Raw genomic sequence first — 18160 nt, 5'->3', positions numbered from 1 at the left:
TTTCTGTCCGATAAAGAAAAATTATAGTTTATTGCATCGTTGACGAAAGAGGTGCAATAACTCGTAAGATGTGCGGATGTCCGGACTTGTAACGAATCGGAAAAAAAGTTGAAACGGAATCACGAAAAGTGGAAACGAATGAAGTTCGGTAATGAGATAAAAGCAAGGCTGGAGACGATGAGTCGTCTTTGACCTTGCTTTTTATAGTTTCTTAGATTAAACCTATCAATATTTAAACATTAGAAAACTTGGCTTCGTCAAGCTTCTGATAAAGATGAAGGCTTAGTTGCGACGACCATGGATGGCCTAGGTACGGTGAGCCGCAGGACGCGGCGTTTTACCGGACCACTTACACTAAATTCCGTTAAATCTTTATACTTTATTGTTTGTGTAAAATAAAACCCCGGCGAGCTGCCTAAGCAGTGAACCGGGGCTGTTTTTGCTTTATTGTGTTTATTCGCCGATTTCTTTGTTGTATTTACGAACGGTGTCAAAGTTTGAGTCCTTGGAAGGTGCATAGCCAACATGGCTGTAAATAGCATAGATGACTTTTTCGCCTTCAGGATCTTTGCCGATCGAAACAAATGCATCAGAGATTTTTTTCTGCCATTTCTTAGACATATCCGGACGTACACTGATTGTATCGTTTGGAATTTTTTCTGTTTGGAAGAGATAGTGTGTGTCTTTGAATACATTCGGGTTTTCGGCTTTAACAATGTTACGCGCATCTACGAATACCGGTGCTGCATCAACATCTTTATTAAGAACAGCCAGAACGCCTTTATCATGACCTTGAAGAGTTACACCGGTAACATCTTTCTGCGGATCAACTCCTGCTTTCTTCATTGCAACAGCAGGGAATACATAACCGGCAGTTGACGTAGCATCCTGCCAACCAATTTTTTTACCCTTCAAGTCTTTGATTGATTTAATTCCTGAGTCATTTCGTACAAGCATACCAGAATAGTAGTAGTCTACTTTTTCAGTTGTATTTGATCCGTCTTTTGGATTGACACCATAGCGCTGTGCTTGCAGCAATACGTCTGCATAACCTTTTTCATGGGCAAGAACGTAGCTGGTAGGAGGCAAGAATCCGATGTCCATTTTCTTTGATGACATAGCTTCAATAACGCCGTTATAGTCGGTAGTAACTTGAACCTTTACCGGAATACCGAGTTTCTTAGAGAGAAGATCTCCAAGTGGTTTCGCTTTTGCTTCGAGGGTATCTGCGTTTGAAGAAGGAACAAATCCGATGACCAGCTTTTTAGGCACATATGATTTGGATTTTTCGGCAGAGTTGCTGTTTCCGCATCCAGCTAGAATACTAACGATAAGACCGAGAGCGAGAAACAGTGTGAAGCTTTTCTTGAACATAAAAAAATCGCCTCCGAGGGTTTAAATGATGTAGACATAAAACGTCTTCATCAATCATAATTCATTTTTTTCCAAAAGAATACTAAATGTGACAAAGTTATCAAATTTTTTACATTGACGTGTAATTTCTCACTTTTTTGATGATTTTATGTAAGGGTATTTTTTTTGACGCAAATCGTTCATAGCATGTTAGTATGGTAGTGGAACGAGAGGTGACACTGAGACGATGAAACTAGTTATTTTGGAGACAAGCGATGTTCATGGGAGCATCTACCCCATTCGATACGCAGATAACAGTCCGAAGGATGTTGGGATGGGGAAAATTGCCACACTTATTTATAAAGAGCGTACTGAGAATCCGTGTACTTTACTAGTGGATAATGGCGACATGATCCAAGGTACACCGCTGCTTTATTATTATGCGCGATTTGATCATAAACGTCCTAATCCGATGGCGGTTATTGCGAATAAGCTTAATTATGATTGTGCGGTATTTGGCAATCACGAGTTTAATTTTGGAAGTGATGTGCTGAATCGGGCGGTTGCTGCCTCTGACTTTCCATGGCTGGCTGCTAATATTGTTCGTGAATCAACAGGTGAACCGTTCTTTGGCACACCTTATATCATAAAAAACTATGCTCAAGGTCTTCGCGTTGCTGTCTTGGGTCTGACAACGAAGTATGTTCCGAACTGGGAGAAACCGGAACACATTAAAGGTATGCGCTTTGATGATCCGGTGGATACGGCCAATAAATGGGTTCCGTTTTTAAAAAATGAGGAGAAAGCGGACGTCGTGATTTTATCTTATCACGGCGGATTCGGACGCGATTTGGATACAGGCGAAGCGATTGAAGAATTGAAGGGCGAAAATCAAGCGTACCAAATTTGTCAGGATGTGCCGAACATCGATGTATTGCTTACAGGACACCAGCATCGGATGATCTATGGAAAGACAATTAACGGAGTGACTGTCATTCAGCCAGGATGCAACGGCACACATTTGGGAAAAGTAACTATCCAATTGGAGAATGTCGCTGAAGGTTGGCAAATCACATCGAAAAAATCCGAACTCCTTCCCGTCCAGGGAATAGAGGCAGATACGCAGCTTCTCAGTTATGTGGATGCCTATGAAAAAGATGCGCAGACCTGGCTGGATCATCCGCTTGGCAAGATTGAAGGCGATATGCTTGTTCGCGATCCGATGAAGGTGCGTACTCAAGATCATCCGCTGATTGAATTTATTAATCGGCTTCAAATGAAAGCATCCGGTGCGGATATCAGTTCAACCGCACTTTTTAATAACGAGTCACCAGGGATGCCTGAGAATGTGTCGATGCGCGACATCGTCGCAAATTACATCTATCCGAACACCCTGCGCGTACTGCGGATCAGCGGACAGGATATGCTGGACGCACTCGAACGTTCAGCCTCCTATTTCGAGACGTATACCGGCGGTCCAATTAAGGTCAGCAAGGCATTTACCGATCCGAAACCGCAGCATTACAACTATGATATGTGGGAAGGCATTAACTATATCATCGACATCTCACGTCCCGCGGGAGAACGTGTCGTTAAACTGAACTATCATGGAACTCCGGTGAAAATGGACGGACAGTACGATGTGGTGATGAACAATTACCGTGCAGTCGGTGGCGGTGATTATTTCATGTTCTGCAACAAGCCGGTTGTCAAGGACATTCCGGTTGATGTGACGGAACTGATTGCCAATGAAGTACTTGAGAAAAAAATAATCAAGGCAACCGTTGATCATAACTGGAAGCTTATTTATTAATAGAAGACCCTTTAGCGATTAGCGCTCATCATAACCAGAGAGGTGCACAAAATTGGAAAAGCACATTTTGAAAAATGACTGGGAACCCTTGCTGAAGACGGAATTTGAAAAGGACTACTATCAGAAGCTGCGGCAGTTTCTCAAAGAAGAGTATACGACGAAAACCATTTATCCTGATATGTACGATCTTTTCAATGCCCTTAATTACACGCCATACGAAAAGGTGAAGGTGGTTATCCTGGGGCAGGACCCTTACCATGAACCGGGTCAGGCGCATGGGCTCAGCTTTTCAGTTATGCCCGGCGTGAGACAGCCGCCGTCGCTGCAAAATATTTTTAAAGAATTAAAGGATGATCTCGGCTGCGAGATTCCGAAACATGGATGCCTGATCGAATGGGCGCGCCAAGGCGTGCTGCTGCTCAACACAGTGCTTTCCGTTCGTCGTGGTGCTGCCAATTCGCATAAAGGGATGGGCTGGGAACAGTTCACCGATGCTGTGATCCGCGATTTGAACGAGCGGCAGCAGCCGATCGTGTTCATTCTTTGGGGGCGGAATGCTCAGGCGAAGGAAGAATTGATCACCAATAAACAGCATTTCATCATTAAATCGCCGCATCCGAGCCCTTTTTCTGCTCGTTACGGCTTCTTCGGCAGTCATCCTTTTTCGCGAACCAATCAGTTCCTGGAATCGGTTGGCGAAACGCCGATTAACTGGCAGGTTTCCATTGAAGAACCGGAACTTTCTAAGTCATGAAAACAGTCCGTCAAGGCGATTCGCCTCGGCGGACTGTTGTTTTACAGAAACATTACCTCATTGGGTTAAAGATTCAAGTATTATTGATCGGCACTTTCTAAAGCGCGACTGACTTGTTTTTGCTTGATTAGGAGCAGAAGATAATAGACAACGTAATAGGCAAACATGATTAGGAGCAAGCCGGCTGTCCATGTGCTGTTCGTATTCAGCTGCCGCGCGGTGACGGTACTTCCTTGGAGTACGCCGCTCGAATAAACTTCATAGAATCTGTAAAGAAGTCGGCCGATAAATAGAGCACTGACCAAACCTCCGATCCATACATTGGTCCGGTAATGCCAACGATCATTCCGATGCTCCAGCTGTGTCACCTTTGAACTGTAATAAGCCAGAGATGCTCCGGCCAGTAACCCGATAAGATCCGAAATAAAACTGATCGGATGAGAGAAGCTGCCTAAAAGAAAAAATAAACCAATTATTGTGCACAATGATAGTCGAATCATCATGCGTCTGACTTTAAAAAGTTGCCAGCCAATGTTACGGCGAATGCGGCGGTAGAGAGCAAACAAAATAATTACGGTCATTATAATCCAAGAATAGTCATTCATTGACCGCTTCCTCCTCTGACCCTCATTTTTTTCTAAACCATTGAAATAACTTGTCCGCATCTGTTTCATCGAGTTGATGAATGGTAATGATTTCAGCAGTGGATGCGCGAATGGTTGCCGAGCACGTTGATAAATGAAGCTTCTTTTGGATCCGCGATTGCCTTTTCGCAAACGATTGAATATGTTCTTTTCGTGTAATTGTGGTGGTTTTTGTCAGCCATCGGTTGATCGCAATGAGTCGTTTGTCCATAAGTGCCCAGCCTTCTGAGCGATTCTTAAACCAGAAATAGGCAAGAATGAACGGCAGGGCAATAAGTGAGTATTTTCCCCAGTCCAGCCGCCAAGTAAGCACGGAGCATAAACCAATCCAAAAGATTGCCGGCAGAATCATGCGGTAGAGCGTGCCACGCATGGGTAATGGATGGCGCTTGATCGGTCCGGAAAATCTGGGAATAGCTGTTTCAAGAAAATCAGGCAATTCCTTTTTTCGAAGGAGCGGGAAGACGAGAACTGATCCGCCGTTGCTTTTCTCCAAATCAATACTGCCGCTGCAATCAGCATAGACCGTACACCAACCGAATAATTGCTGCAGCCATTGTTCTTTGATACGTATTGCTTGAACTCGGTCGGTTTTATAGGTTTCATCGCTGGTCTCCCACACGCCGCGATGGATTCGCCATTCTCCTTCATGCACGGAAAGTTTGAAGAAGCCCCAGCGAAGCAGCGCGCTGACTAAAGAAACAAGCCAAAGCATAAGAATCACCATACCGATGATGATGATCATTCCGACCAGCGAAGCATGTTCCAGGTAGCTCAATGACTGCCCTTGGATGCTGTCGGGTATAAAGTCATCGGCCTGTGACCAAAGACCAAATACTGCCGCAAGTACGACACCGACTTTAGAGGTGAGCAGCGAGGCGCCGAGCAGCCGTTTTCCGGAGAGCGCATAGACTTTTTTTGGTGAGTCATCAACGACCTTTGGAGCCTCGGTGGGATCTTCGACAGCAAAGATAATCGACTTCTGCGTTTTTCCACGGCTGACCTCTGCCTTGATTTTCTCCGCTTCCTCAAGCTTGAGCGCGGAGAGGACCATGTCGCCTTTGGATGCCTGATCCGCGGTGTCGAATTTTAATTGAACCACACCGAGCAGACGAAGCAGCAGATTCGTTTTGATCTGCACCGATTGAATTCTCTGAATGCGAATGTAACGGTCGCTGCGCACTAAAACCCCTGAACGGATATGAAATTGATCATCGACGAATTCATATTTGAACCGCAGCCATTTAAAAAAGTTAAAGACAATAATAACAAGCAGAATGATGAGGGCATAGCCGGTAATTTGACCGAGATGACGCATCCCCCATGCAAAGCCGAAGCCGAGCGGAACGATGATGCTCCACAGTGTTGAGACGGCATCACTGATTATTGCGAAGAAATGGAGATGTTTGCCTTTAGATTTCATTGGCAGGATTCTCCTTAATCAACTCCGCTATTTGATCGCGAAGAGCGAGTGCATCGGACTCTTCCAAAGCCGGAATTTCATGCTCACCGGCCGCAGTCGTGACGGATACGGCAGTCAGGTGATGCTTGCGCAGCAGCGGTCCTTGTTCGGTCTCTACATTTTGCACGCGTGTAAACGGAATAACAGTCTGAGTAATGATAAAAATGCCATCTTGAATTAATAGATCCTCTTGTCTAATTGCATAGAAAAACGTTCGGTAATTGATGCTTGGAAAAACAAACACGTAAAGGATCAGCTGGAGAATGTTGAGCGCGGCTAGAGCGCCGGCAATATAGAACAGGAAGTGCGGCCAGTCAAAAAAGAAGATACTTGTGACGAACCCGCCGATAATTAGCCAAACAATGAGATGTGTCATAATTGCCCTTTGGCGCCAAATCGTTAGAATTCTAGGATTGAGTTGTCTTTTTTCCAAATAGTTCCCACCTTTCATTGATACTGAGGCAGTATTTGACCCTTTTTGGAAGGCTCGTGCAACAGTCAATTTTTTCTATCTAGTAAAAGTATAACATGACCGAATAAATGATCTTAAAAGGAAATAAGTGGTATTTGTGGCATATTTATGTCGTAATCGATACAGACAGGAAAGTGCTGGAAATAACGATGTTATCCATGAAAATTGGTTTAATGCGGGTATAGCAGATAATGAAGGGAGGAAACAGTCATGGATACATGTCATCACTATAATGGTTACCAAAGTGGAGCGGACATGCGTGTACATCGTTCAAGCGAGTGGGCCGTAAAAAAAATTCACTGTCCGGTCTGCCACGCAGAAATTGTTGTCCGTGAGATTCCAATCGCTAGAGATCGTTCATTGCTAAAATAAAAAACCGGGCTTGTCCCGGTTTTTATTTAATGCTATTCATTTTCTCATATTCTTCATAAAGCTTGCGCCTGAGCAGTTTGTGCGAAGCGTTCTCAGGCAATTCCGCCAGAGTAAAAATACGCTTTGGCACCTTGTAAGATGCTAAATGTTGCTTACATTCGTTGATGAGTTCTGATTCGGAAAAACCAGTGCCTTCTTTAAGGCTGACGAAAGCGATGGGAACGCATCCCCATTGCGTATCCGGAACACCAATCACTCCGGCTCTCAAAATCCCCGCGCAACCATTTAAAACGGATTCAACTTCAGCAGGATAAACATTTTCCCCACCGGAAATGATCAAATCTTTTCGGCGATCCAGAACGAACAGAAATCCATCCTCATCCAGATAACCAATATCACCTGAGTGAAACCATTCACCATCAAAAGCCTCATGGGTTGCTTCAGGATTATTTAAATAGTGGCTGAAAACGGTTGGTCCTTTAATCAAAATTTCTCCAGGCTCATTGGGTGCTTCCGCTGAGATGCGAACTTGGAGCGGAAAAAGCGGCTGTCCCGCCGAACCCGCTTTTTTAAGCATATACTCAGGCGGCAAAGTGACCGCTTGCGAGGCGGTTTCACTCATGCCGTACGTTTGATAGATGGGCATCTCTTGATCGAGACAACGCTGAAGCAATGATTTGGGCACAGGCCCGCCGCCGAGCAGGATGCAGCGCAGAGTTTTTGGATAGGAAAAATGATCATCAAGCTCGTCCATCATCCGCTGTAGCATTGAGGCAACGACGGAGATATGTGTGATTCCGCTATCCGTAATTAATTGATTGACGGCCTGCGGTTCAAATTTTTCCTGCAGATATACCGGCATACCGTAAATCACACTTTTCATTAAAATGGATAGGCCGCTGACATGGAAAAGCGGGACGCAGCAGAGCCACTTGTCATCAGGTGTAAGCCCGAGATTAATTAGAGAGGCGTTCGCGTTCCACCAATGGTTCCCATAGGTGAGCACAACGCCTTTCGGATGTCCGGTTGTACCTGAGGTGAAAATAATCGTGCATGGATTCCCTAACTGGATTTCTGTATCGAAATCGTCCAGCAAGGGGTCGCATTCTATCCATTTATCTGTATGAATGAGCGCGCAGTTGATTTGTTCGATAGCTTGCGCTGCCTTTTGTTCGTACTTCTGATCCGTGATTAGGCGTTGACAGCCGCTATCCTCAATTTGTCCGGCAAGCTCGTCCACAGATAATCGGGTATTCAGAGGCACCATAACCGCGCCAAGCATCATAAGCGCATGGACCGTAATGGCGCAAGGCAAGGTGTTGCCTTGAAGCGACGCGACGTGATCGGCAGGATGAACCCCAGCGGACCGGAGCGCTGATACAGCTTGATGGACGCGCGCCAGCAATTGTTTGAACGTGAGCTGCTCATTCTCCGTTTCAAATGCGATCCGATCCGGAGTCAGTCGAGCCCGTTGGCTAAGCCACTGCGGCATGGACGGCTGTGTATCTGAGATCATGGGAACTTAGGGAATCTGCTGAAATCAGGATCGCGTTTTTCTTTAAAGGCGTCGCGTCCTTCTTTTGCTTCGTCAGTTGTGTAATAAAGCAGCGTCGCGTCTCCGCCGAATTGTTGGAGACCCGCGAGTCCGTCCGTATCCGCATTAAACGACGCTTTGAGGAATCTGAGCGCTGTGGCACTCTTCGACAACATTTCGCGCGCCCATTTTACGGTTTCTTCTTCAAGCTGGTCGAGTGGGACAACCGTGTTGACAAGTCCCATGTCCAAGGCCTGCTGCGCGTTATACTGGCGGCATAAGTACCAGATTTCACGTGCTTTTTTATGGCCGACAATACGCGCTAAATAGCCTGCGCCGTAACCTGCATCGAAGCTGCCGACTTTCGGTCCTGTCTGGCCAAAGACTGCATTGTCCGCAGCGATCGTTAAGTCGCATACGACCTGAAGCACATTTCCGCCGCCAATGGCGTAGCCGGCAACCATTGCGATAACCGGCTTTGGAATGATTCGAATCAGGTGCTGCAGATCAAGCACATTCAAACGTGGAATATTGTCTTTTCCTACATAACCGCCATTGCCGCGCACCTTCTGATCTCCACCGGAGCAGAATGCCTTCGTTCCGGCACCGGTAAGGATAATGACGCCGATGGATGCATCATCACGTGCCCAAGCGAATGCGTCGATCATTTCAACTACTGTATTCGGTGTAAACGCATTGCGGACATGCGGTCGGTTAATTGTAATTTTTGCAATTCCCTCGTAGGTTTCGAAGAAAATGTCTTCATAGTCTTTCACTTTTTTCCACTCGATTGTGGACATGAGTTCACCTGGCTTTCTCATAAATAGGTTGATTTGTCACTGTTTTGTCAAAAGTAACACTCATATTGTAGCACAACTCATAGAGCTTTTCCGATTAAGGAGCTTACTTAGAAACGAGGTCAATGAGGGAAAATTGACAGGAGGTTGATATTGGGGGACAATGCGGAAGACCGAGCATAAGCGCCGGTCACCATTGAAACCGCAGAGGGTGCAAAATATGAACAATTACAAATTAACGATTCAGTACGACGGCGGCCGCTATAAAGGATGGCAGCGGCTGGGCGATGATAAGAATACAATCCAAGGAAAAATCGAACAGTCACTTACGGTGCTCGTCGGCGAACCGGTTGAGATCGTCGGTTGCAGCAGAACAGATGCCGGCGTTCACGCGCTTGGTCAGATCGCCAATTTTAAAACGAAGAAATTGTTGACTGAGGAAGATATTTATACGCATTTGAATCATCAGCTGCCTCAGGACATCAGCGTGATTGACGTGGCCATTGTGCCCGAACGTTTTCACGCTCGTTATAATGCTAAGGAAAAGACCTATTTATATAAAATTTGGAACGGACCGATCAGCAATCCCTTTATGAGAAAATACAGCATGCATGTGGCTGAAAACTTAGATGTCGCGTTGATGAAGCAGGCAGGCCAGGACTTCATTGGCACGCATGATTTTACTGCTTACGCAAATGCAAAATCAAAGAAAAAGTCGATGGCGAGGACAATCTCAGCGATTACGATCGATGCGTATGACGGATTCTTCGACATTCGATTAACAGGCGACGGATTTCTCTACAACATGGCTCGGAAAATGGTCGGCACATTAATCGAGGTCGGACTCGGTGCGATTGATGCAGCTGCGATCCCGCAAATTCTGGCGTCAAATGAACGCATACAAACAGGCCGCATGGCCGAAGCCTGCGGACTGTATTTGGAGAAGATTACTTATTAAATAAACGCACCCCGTAAATAGCAGGTTTAGGCTCTTTAGATGTTATAATGACAGGATCAAGTAATAGCTGTGCATATGAGCGGATACGGTAGCACCCTTGTGAAAGGGGGTGGCGCCATGACAGTGTTTCAATCCTTGACTCTGATGATTTCTTTCGGTGTTCTGGTGCTCATGCTGTCTAACAAAAAGAAATGATCCGCTTCATATGCCATTCGCAGTGGCAATAATTGAAGTGAATCATTTACTGTAGTGCTGCTTTGATTTTGCGCTGCATCCGCTCAACGCGGATATTGCTTGATTCCTTGTTAACCATACGGATGAATAGATCCGTATGGTTTTATTATTCATCACTGCATGTTCTTTATACATTCATTATATAGTTAAGGTGATTATATGACAACAAAACCACTGTACTTGGAGAAGATCACTTATTAATGTTTGGGGCAATAATTTCGTTTGATTTGATCTCGATGATTCCTTTTGACGTAAGACGAATAAAAGGAAGATGCAGTTCGGTCAGGAAAAACAGGCAGAAGAACGGATCGTCAAAGGCGAATCCGTTCTTTTTCATGTGTTCGATGAATTGCTCGGCCTCGGAACTCAGTGCGTTCATCGACTTTTTACTCATGACACCAAGTAGATCGAGATTAATTGAGAATGCGCCGCTCTCATCAAATTGCGCGGTAATGCCCTGGAATCCATCACGAATCGTTTGATAAGCATGCGCCATTGCCTTTCTGTCTCGTCCAATAATCAAAATATCCCCGGAGGCACAATAGGTGCTTGCAAGAGCACGGAGAGAATGCGAAAAGTTCTTGATTCGCGTGCTCAGATGTGCACCGTTTGTACGGCAAACATACGTTAAATAACACTCGTTTTCCGCTAATGTACTCTTCGGATCAAAGGTGTACGGGCGGGTAATGACGCTGTTCTGGAGTTCAAGACCAATGGTTGTCGTTTCTTGCTCCGGACAATGGTTTGGCAGGTGCGCGAGATTCGCTTGATTAAAGTAATGTTCGCATGCAAAGCTTGCTGGGTTCGCCACTTTTTCCCCATCACGCACAAGCCATTTTCCTTCGAAAAGAACGCTTGTCGGTTCCGGATCATCCAATCGTTCGATGATATTGATGTCCGCAATTCTTCCCGGAGAGATGCTTCCGATGGTGTCATCCATGCGGTAGTACACGGCTGGATTCAAAGTCGCCATGCGGTACGCGTCCGGCATTGAAATTCCACTTTTCATTGCAAGCTTGATCATCGAGGCGTGTGTTGCCTGCTTCAAGAAAGGGAGTGAGGCACCGTCATTGGTTAACATTAATTTGGACAAATCAAGTCCCGGATGTTCCGCTAATCCACTCATGATCTCCGGAAGATCCGGACGAATGGAAGAATAACGAATCGCCGTGTAGTAGCCGAGATTCAGTCGATTGATGACATCACGCGCAGTCATGGATTCGTGGTCAGCCGAAATGCCGGCGGACGCGAACAGGTTTAATGTATTGACCGACGAGCCGGGCAGGTGGCTTTCCATCCGTTTTCCAGAATGCCTGACTGCGAAAAGCTTCTCATATAAATCAGGTGAACCCAATTTGAACGGCAGCCAGTGGCTGAGTTCTCCACCCTGCATCACATATGGCTGATCCAGCCACTTTTCCAGTGTAGCCGTAGAGGGGAGATGTTCTTCGAAATACGCCCACCAAAGCCATGTGTGGTGCCCGGTTTGATTCAGTTCATTAACAAAAGCACGCATTTGCTCTTCATTTAAATGCGCAGATGCGAAGCTATTGTCGTTGACCGAAATCATTGTTCCTTTTTCCGTTAAATAAGTGCCTAAAGTGAGCGGATTATAGAGAAGGAACGGGTGAGCATGAGGCTCGATATAAGCGGGTACTATTATCTGGTTCTCTTTTAAATGGAAAATATCCGTTTTATCTGAGATCAGCGGTTCATCCGGACCGACATAGGCAATCCGATCGCCACTGATCCATACATTTTCTTTTTGAACGATTCCTGAATAGACATGAAGCACAGAAGCATCTGGAAAATATACGGATGCCGGTTCTTTTTTACGCGCAGTTTCAATCAGACGACGGTGCGCCTCTTCGGTTAATGGTTTCATACGCTCACATCTCATTCTGACAAGTTGTCTCTATTATACAGAGATGGACAAGACTTTTCATGGACGGGACTACTTTGAGAGCGTAGAAAAATATTTTTCCGAGGGCATAAGGCAGTGTTGTGGGTTGTCCGCTCATTGACGACTACGATATTTAACGTTTACTCTCAATAGACAACGATTGTTGTTATAAGGGCTGAAGAGAGTGTTGAATGATCATGAAGATAGTTCATTACAAATGAGGTCATTTCATTTTTGATAGTGCGCAGTAATTACGCACTGCGCAGTATGCAGTGAAGTTAATGAGAAAAGTTGAAATGGGAATGTAATTTATTTTGTGTAAATGAATGATTTCTAGAATGATCGTTAAAGCTATTTGTGCTCTTACCTGACAGGGGGATAGAGCGCTGCTGGAGAGCAACTCGAGCAACCTGTCAGGGTTCAGCTGAAAAAGGGGGAGAGGATCACTCTCTTCTTTTATTTTGCCCTTTTTTAGGAGAACTTAAAGCGTTAAACTCAAACGTCAAAACTCCTTGTCTAGGAGACCGGAGGTAAAGCGATCCCCAAACATGATGCGAAGCTGTGCCCTACATTCAATCCATCCTGGGATTGCCAATGTCCACTTCTTGGTAATGTCCATCGTTGCCAGATAGATAATCTTTCGCAAGGCATCATCGGTCGGATAAGCATTCTTGGACTTGGTCACTTTTCTGAGCTGACGGTGGAATCCTTCGACGGTGTTGGTGGTATAGATCATCTTTCTGATTTCAGGCGGGTACTCAAAATAAGCCGTGAGTTCTAGCCATTTGGTTTCCCAAGAATCAATCACTCTTGGGTATTTATCTGCCCAATTTTTCTTGACCTCCTCAAAGGCTAATTCTGCCTGCTCAATCGTAAACGCTTTATAGACTTTTTTAATATCGTCGAGAAATGGCTTGCGATATTTCGTTGAAATATACTTGATATTATTACGGAGTTGATGGATGACGCACAGTTGAATACGCGTCTTCGGAAAGACTGTATTAATCGCCTCAGAAAAGCCGGAAAGCCCATCCTTACAGGCAATAAGGATGTCTTCGACTCCCCGATTTTTCAAGTCACTGCAGACGCTGAGCCAGAAACTCGCACTCTCATTTTCACCAATCCAGAGTCCGAGGATGTCCTTCATGCCCTCCGTATTAATGCCAAGTACCGTGTACGCAGCTTTATTAATAATACGATGATCCTGCTTCACTTTGAAATGAATGGCATCCAAATAAACAATGGTGTAGACCTTCTCTAAAGGACGAGAATGCCAATCATAGATGAGTGGAATGACTTTATCCGTGACCTTGCTTACCATGGCAGGTGACACACTGATCCCATAAATATCGCGCATGTGATCTTCAATATCTCGGGTCGACATGCCCTTGGCATACAGGGCAATAATCTGATGATCCAGGCCATTTAAAGCGGTCTCGTGCTTCTTGATAATCTGGGGTTCAAACGCTCCATTCCGGTCTCTTGGAATGTCGAGCGTCGTGTTTCCATACTTAGATTTGATGGTCTTCTTACTGTACCCGTTCCGGCTGTTTCCCGAGTGAATACCATCCACGGCGTTCTTGGAATAGCCAAGATGGTGTTCCATCTCGGCCTCAAAGATCACCTGGAGAGTATCCTTGAATAACTCACGGATCATCACTTGAACATCGTCGACACTTTCACATTGGCTGGCGAGTTCACGAATCGTCATGTCGCCATAATTACGGTAGTTTTGCATAAATGGTCAGCTCCTTTTATAAGGTAAGTATTTCCATTTACACAAAGTTAAATACGTTCTCGGTGAAATACAAAAGTTAAAGCTAATCCGTGAAAAGTGAAAGCTAATGATGCAAAACTTAAAGCCAACCTACCGAAAGTGAAAGCTAACCTCAAAAGTTAAAGCTAATTTGAGAAAAGTGAAAGCCAACAATGGAAAACTTAAAGCCAATCCTCCAAAAGTTAAAGCAAAATTACTAAATTCACAAAATGTATGAGACAATTGCGTTACTCTGCTTCATTCGGTCTAACTTTCACCAGGTTCGGTCTAACTTTTATCGGGTTCGGACTAACCTTTCACGGGTTTGGTCTAATTTTTATCGGATTCGGCCTAACTTTTTGGGCGTTCGGTCTAACTCCTTCTCTTCGGTTGAAATTTCCAGAAATTCGGTTCATCTTTTCGTTCGTTAGGTTGAACTTTAGCTGATTTAAATCAGCCCTTGCTGCACATCTTCCGTCAACCACGCAGTAGTCATTTTCCTCAATTATAGAGCAGAAAAAACTACTTTATCATGAAGTATGTAGGTGAATTACGGAATATCTGCTTGGGTAAAAAACTAGTTGTATTTTTCATGTACCGATTGAGTTAAAGTTTACTAAAATAATCATCTTTGGTCAGCTCGACAATTTCATCAGAAATTCTTTTGAACCCCACCTTTTGAAACGCTTTCTCTGCCGATATTCTTGTTTTAGGAAAATCATCGTATACCTTTTCTGCATCTAACTGATTGAATGCTACATCAAGAAGTAAGCGCAAGGCTTCTTCACTGTATCCATAACCCCTATATTTGGCCTCGATAACTAAGCTGACACAGTAGGCCCGTTGTTCTTCATCGTAGCGAAGTGCGGCATCACCGATAGGCAGTTGCTCATTTTTTTGAATGATATACGCGTAATAACGCTTCGATGCTTGGCTGCCCCATCGTGAATACCAGTCTGTCCAATAGTCTTTGCTAAAATCAATACATCCGGTTTTCTGATCATAATTGTCAAGCTGCAGGTCGTAGCCTTTGTTGTAGGACATCGTGTCAGGCTGCGCAAGTATTTTTTGCCGATAATTGAGTTCATTGAATAGAGGAATGTGTAAATATAATCGCTCACTCATTGAATCACCTTACATTTTTTGTTTACTCACTATTACCTATAATGTTATTATTTAGAAAAATAGTCTGTAAGACCAGTCACAATGATTAAACTGAACCAACCCCAGCTTAAACCTTTTCTGCAAAACGATCTGTTATTGCCTGCATCTACGATTCGACATGCAGCCTTTAAATCATCACATCCACCGATTTTCTTCATATTTAACCTTTTTCTAAAGCAAGGAGGACCTAATCTATGAAAAGCGTTTTACCGAAATGGGCAATTCTTATATCTGTTTTTATTTTTGTTGCGGGTTGTTCAAGTGAGGACACAAGTCTGCATAATAAAAGTGAGAAAACAATCCGAACGGTTTTGAAAAGTATAGTCACAGGTCCGGATGCAGAACAAAAGAAATTGTTTAAGATACAGGCTACAGAAGATCCGCAAGCATTGACCCCCTATTTAGAAGAAAAATATAAGTCTGTCATCGCAAAACAGTACCTTCAAGAGTTCATAAATTCTAATCAAGGAACCATTTTTCTGCAAACGGCATTTATGGCTGATTATCAATTGAAAGCGACAACACCAATCGAAGTAAAAAAAGCTAAGTCCGGAGGGTACACGTTCAAAATTGATGTGGACTACATTAAAAATGGCAAAACAAACACTGCCACTATCATGGGAGATATAAATACCACTGACGATGGCAAGGTCGTCGCAATAAATGTAATCGATGATGACGGTTTGTTGGAAAAAACGCTGTATCCGCAAATGCAAACGGCTAATGAAAAATGGGGGAAGTAGTTCATTTTATGTGATGAAACGAGAAGGGGATATCCATGCATGATGTACTGAACTATTTTTTAATTTTAGTATTCACTACTTTGACTATTGTTCAAATGTTAGGGCTGATATACATATATCTTGGACAGTTTAAATCACATCTGACTTTAGTCATCACTCATGTTGCGTTAGCTAAAGTTGAACCGTCACGTTTATCAATGGTTAAAGCCTATGCAACCATGCAAGTGCTTATAAATATATCGTTGTATACGCTCTTTATAATCGGTAACGCAGATATTCGATTTATTACAGTCATTCTGTTTTATGCTGTTCCGTATTTGTTTGAAAAATTGTTCAGCAAGCTGCTGACAAAAAATAGCGAAAGCTGATCAGCGGGTGATGAATAACTCATCCTTCACCACTATCCACTTGATCAAGCGCAGCTAAGAACGACAGTGATGCGCCAACGGCTTGTACCCAGCTTCCGGTCGCATTAATCTGGCCTGATTTTTTATCATCAACGGTTTGGTTCAATTGAAAAATGGTGGAGACGGCTTGAAGCGAGTTGCCGGCGATCTGAAGGAGATTGCCGATAACCGATAGAGCGACTGCTCGGTTCCGCTCTGCCGAAATGAGACCCGAATGGAGTGACAGTGAGCCGCCGAGTGCTTGAAGCGAGTTACCGATGATGATTGCGCGAAGGTTTTCCTCATCGGAACATTGGGCGATTGAACCATAGATAACCAGTGAGTTGCCGAATGCCTGGGTTCCTCCGCCGATCGCGTCCAGTCCGTCGCTTATATTCGCGTCCAGTGCACTTCCGGTGGCCTGAAGCGCATTGCCGGTAATGCCCAGGCCATCTTTTAGATTGTCGGGAATTGTTAAATCGGGTGTTGCTCCAATTGCAGCGACAATGGTGCCGAGCGCGTTGATCAGCGCATATTCTGCCTCCTGCATCTGCTCGTTCATCGAACGCTCCCCCAAGCCAATCACTTCTATATGCCTAGTTTATTCAATCCACTAAAATGGTTGCGGGGCATCAGACCATGAAATGATCAAAGGCAAAACCGATACAGATGAAAAGTAATCCAATCGTAAAATGAACTTTTTTATCATTTATTTTGTTTTTCTCCAGAAGAATGTAAAGGAGTCCGACTGTTCCGATGAATAAAGCGCTGCGTATGAAGTAGTTTGTATCGACAAGAAATAACCAAGGGAATTTTTGATAAAGCCCTGAGATTACACCGATTGTAAGTAAGAAAAGCGGGATTCTCAATTTCCAATACATGTCATCACCTCAGACGTTATTTTGAATTAATTTAAGTTTATCATTTTTAGAGAAAACTGTTTCTCATATTATGAGAACATTTGCCCTTGCAAGCCTTTGATAAAGACGAAGATCACTATCTCGCGCGTTCTGAAGTTTACAAGACGCTGCATGGACTTGCAAAGGATGGATGCATTAAACGTGCAAAGTGCTTGTGCTAAGATGATGGGCTTCAAGTGATTGTTGTCACTAGGATGAACGATCGACACATTAAGATCACTATATAGAGGCAATACAAAAATTCGACGCAGGCAAGGCGGACATTGCCATTATTACTCTTTGACCGACCATATTGTTTATCTTATGTGAATTATTTCAATATTTAATTAGAAAAAATATCTCATACATATAATAAGAAAAAATGAGGAGTGTTGGCATTGAAACTCAAGAAACCTATAGTTACAATTCTTTTAATAGCTTTAATTTCTACAATATCAGTTCATGTTGTGGGTGCAGAAAACAATAGTACTTCAAAGGCCCATATGATGACTCAAGAAGAAGGGAAAAAATTCAATTTAAGTCCGGAAGAGGTGGAAAAATATAATAAGGATGGGTATCTGATACGATTATCAAAAAAAGCAAAAGAAAGTGGAGTGACAGCAGAAGTTCACCATATTAATCCTTAAAACAATATTTACGTCCATAGTTTCACATAATCGTGATGTTTTTTTGAGTAATCTAAAATTTATCTCCTTTGTATTTACGCTACTTCAGAAAACCCTCAATTAAAACGTCAATTGCCCCATTTTAACTGCACTCAGAGAATTTCTTACATGAATTTTCATAAAGATGGTGACTTCATAGCGTTTATTATGTTTATAACTGAATAGAGTTAAAAAACATAAGGGGGATAAATTTGAAATTTAAAAGTTACTTTGTTGAAGAGAAATATGAA

18 protein-coding genes are annotated in these 18160 nt (G+C 43.7%); 7 read left to right on the top strand and 11 right to left on the bottom strand.

Features of this window, described 5'->3' with window-relative positions; genetic code table 11:
- Positions 1-453: 453 nt before the first annotated feature.
- Positions 454-1374: a phosphate/phosphite/phosphonate ABC transporter substrate-binding protein gene (locus tag NOM01_RS07600; protein ID WP_255747762.1), complete on the bottom strand. Its 921-nt coding sequence runs from the start codon at positions 1372-1374 to the stop codon at positions 454-456.
- Between the two features lie 226 nt (positions 1375-1600).
- On the opposite strand from NOM01_RS07600, the gene NOM01_RS07595 reads away from it, so the two are divergent.
- Together NOM01_RS07595 and NOM01_RS07590 are read left to right on the top strand one after the other, a co-directional pair.
- Positions 1601-3166 carry a bifunctional metallophosphatase/5'-nucleotidase gene (locus NOM01_RS07595; protein ID WP_255747761.1) on the top strand — a complete coding sequence of 522 codons (1566 nt, stop codon included), beginning with the start codon at positions 1601-1603 and terminating at the stop codon, positions 3164-3166.
- A 52-nt stretch (positions 3167-3218) separates the two neighbouring features.
- Positions 3219-3920: a uracil-DNA glycosylase gene (locus NOM01_RS07590; RefSeq protein ID WP_255747760.1), complete on the top strand. Its 702-nt coding sequence runs from the start codon at positions 3219-3221 to the stop codon at positions 3918-3920.
- Positions 3921-4000: 80 nt separating this feature from the next.
- Here the strand turns inward: NOM01_RS07590 and NOM01_RS07585 are convergent, their stop codons facing one another.
- The 3 genes from NOM01_RS07585 to NOM01_RS07575 are packed head-to-tail and all read right to left on the bottom strand — an operon-like array spanning position 4001 to position 6459.
- Positions 4001-4525 carry a CcdC protein domain-containing protein gene (locus tag NOM01_RS07585; RefSeq protein WP_255747759.1) on the bottom strand — a complete coding sequence of 175 codons (525 nt, stop codon included), beginning with the start codon at positions 4523-4525 and terminating at the stop codon, positions 4001-4003.
- Between the two features lie 22 nt (positions 4526-4547).
- Complete coding sequence (locus tag NOM01_RS07580; RefSeq protein WP_255747758.1) at positions 4548-5987, bottom strand: PH domain-containing protein; 1440 nt, start codon at positions 5985-5987, stop codon at positions 4548-4550.
- Positions 5977-6459 (bottom strand): PH domain-containing protein, encoded by a 483-nt coding sequence (locus NOM01_RS07575; RefSeq protein WP_255747757.1) that lies wholly within the window; start codon positions 6457-6459, stop codon positions 5977-5979. The genes NOM01_RS07580 and NOM01_RS07575 overlap by 11 nt, the downstream gene beginning before the upstream one ends.
- 249 nt (positions 6460-6708) lie before the next feature.
- On the opposite strand from NOM01_RS07575, the gene NOM01_RS07570 reads away from it, so the two are divergent.
- Entirely contained in the window at positions 6709-6870 is a 162-nt protein-coding gene (locus tag NOM01_RS07570; RefSeq protein ID WP_255747756.1) for a hypothetical protein, read from the top strand.
- Between the two features lie 22 nt (positions 6871-6892).
- Here NOM01_RS07570 and NOM01_RS07565 read toward each other — a convergent pair whose 3' ends face one another.
- Together NOM01_RS07565 and menB are read right to left on the bottom strand one after the other, a co-directional pair.
- Positions 6893-8386, bottom strand: coding sequence for an o-succinylbenzoate--CoA ligase (locus NOM01_RS07565; RefSeq protein ID WP_255747755.1), 1494 nt, complete (start codon positions 8384-8386; stop codon positions 6893-6895).
- Positions 8383-9204 carry a 1,4-dihydroxy-2-naphthoyl-CoA synthase gene (menB, locus tag NOM01_RS07560; RefSeq protein WP_255747754.1) on the bottom strand — a complete coding sequence of 274 codons (822 nt, stop codon included), beginning with the start codon at positions 9202-9204 and terminating at the stop codon, positions 8383-8385. The genes NOM01_RS07565 and menB overlap by 4 nt, the downstream gene beginning before the upstream one ends.
- A 217-nt stretch (positions 9205-9421) precedes the next feature.
- Here menB and truA point away from each other — a divergent pair, with 217 nt between their 5' ends.
- Positions 9422-10159, top strand: coding sequence for a tRNA pseudouridine(38-40) synthase TruA (truA, locus tag NOM01_RS07555; protein ID WP_255747753.1), 738 nt, complete (start codon positions 9422-9424; stop codon positions 10157-10159).
- A 424-nt stretch (positions 10160-10583) separates the two neighbouring features.
- Here the strand turns inward: truA and NOM01_RS07550 are convergent, their stop codons facing one another.
- From NOM01_RS07550 to NOM01_RS07540, 3 genes are all read right to left on the bottom strand, one after another.
- Entirely contained in the window at positions 10584-12278 is a 1695-nt protein-coding gene (locus NOM01_RS07550) for an adenine deaminase C-terminal domain-containing protein (protein WP_255747752.1), read from the bottom strand.
- Between the two features lie 520 nt (positions 12279-12798).
- Positions 12799-14034, bottom strand: coding sequence for an IS256 family transposase (locus tag NOM01_RS07545; RefSeq protein ID WP_255747751.1), 1236 nt, complete (start codon positions 14032-14034; stop codon positions 12799-12801).
- Positions 14035-14658: 624 nt separating this feature from the next.
- Entirely contained in the window at positions 14659-15177 is a 519-nt protein-coding gene (locus NOM01_RS07540; RefSeq protein WP_255747750.1) for a GNAT family N-acetyltransferase, read from the bottom strand.
- Between the two features lie 233 nt (positions 15178-15410).
- On the opposite strand from NOM01_RS07540, the gene NOM01_RS07535 reads away from it, so the two are divergent.
- Both NOM01_RS07535 and NOM01_RS07530 read left to right on the top strand, forming a co-directional pair.
- Positions 15411-15959, top strand: a complete 549-nt coding sequence (locus NOM01_RS07535) for a hypothetical protein (protein ID WP_255747749.1) — start codon at positions 15411-15413, stop codon at positions 15957-15959.
- Positions 15960-15994: 35 nt separating this feature from the next.
- Entirely contained in the window at positions 15995-16327 is a 333-nt protein-coding gene (locus tag NOM01_RS07530) for a hypothetical protein (protein WP_255747748.1), read from the top strand.
- Positions 16328-16346: 19 nt separating this feature from the next.
- Here NOM01_RS07530 and NOM01_RS07525 read toward each other — a convergent pair whose 3' ends face one another.
- Both NOM01_RS07525 and NOM01_RS07520 read right to left on the bottom strand, forming a co-directional pair.
- Complete coding sequence (locus NOM01_RS07525) at positions 16347-16907, bottom strand: DUF6944 family repetitive protein (RefSeq protein WP_255747747.1); 561 nt, start codon at positions 16905-16907, stop codon at positions 16347-16349.
- A gap of 70 nt (positions 16908-16977) precedes the next feature.
- Positions 16978-17226: a hypothetical protein gene (locus NOM01_RS07520; RefSeq protein ID WP_255747745.1), complete on the bottom strand. Its 249-nt coding sequence runs from the start codon at positions 17224-17226 to the stop codon at positions 16978-16980.
- A gap of 416 nt (positions 17227-17642) precedes the next feature.
- Here NOM01_RS07520 and NOM01_RS07515 point away from each other — a divergent pair, with 416 nt between their 5' ends.
- A complete protein-coding gene (locus tag NOM01_RS07515) occupies positions 17643-17891 on the top strand; it encodes a hypothetical protein (protein ID WP_255747743.1) in 249 nt (82 codons plus the stop codon).
- Positions 17892-18160: the final 269 nt, after the last annotated feature.

It is taken from the genome of Sporolactobacillus sp. STSJ-5 (assembly GCF_024385605.1).
In the GTDB taxonomy this organism is placed as follows: Bacteria; Bacillota; Bacilli; order Bacillales; family Sporolactobacillaceae; genus Sporolactobacillus.
This window is presented reverse-complemented; position numbering and strand designations above follow the sequence as displayed.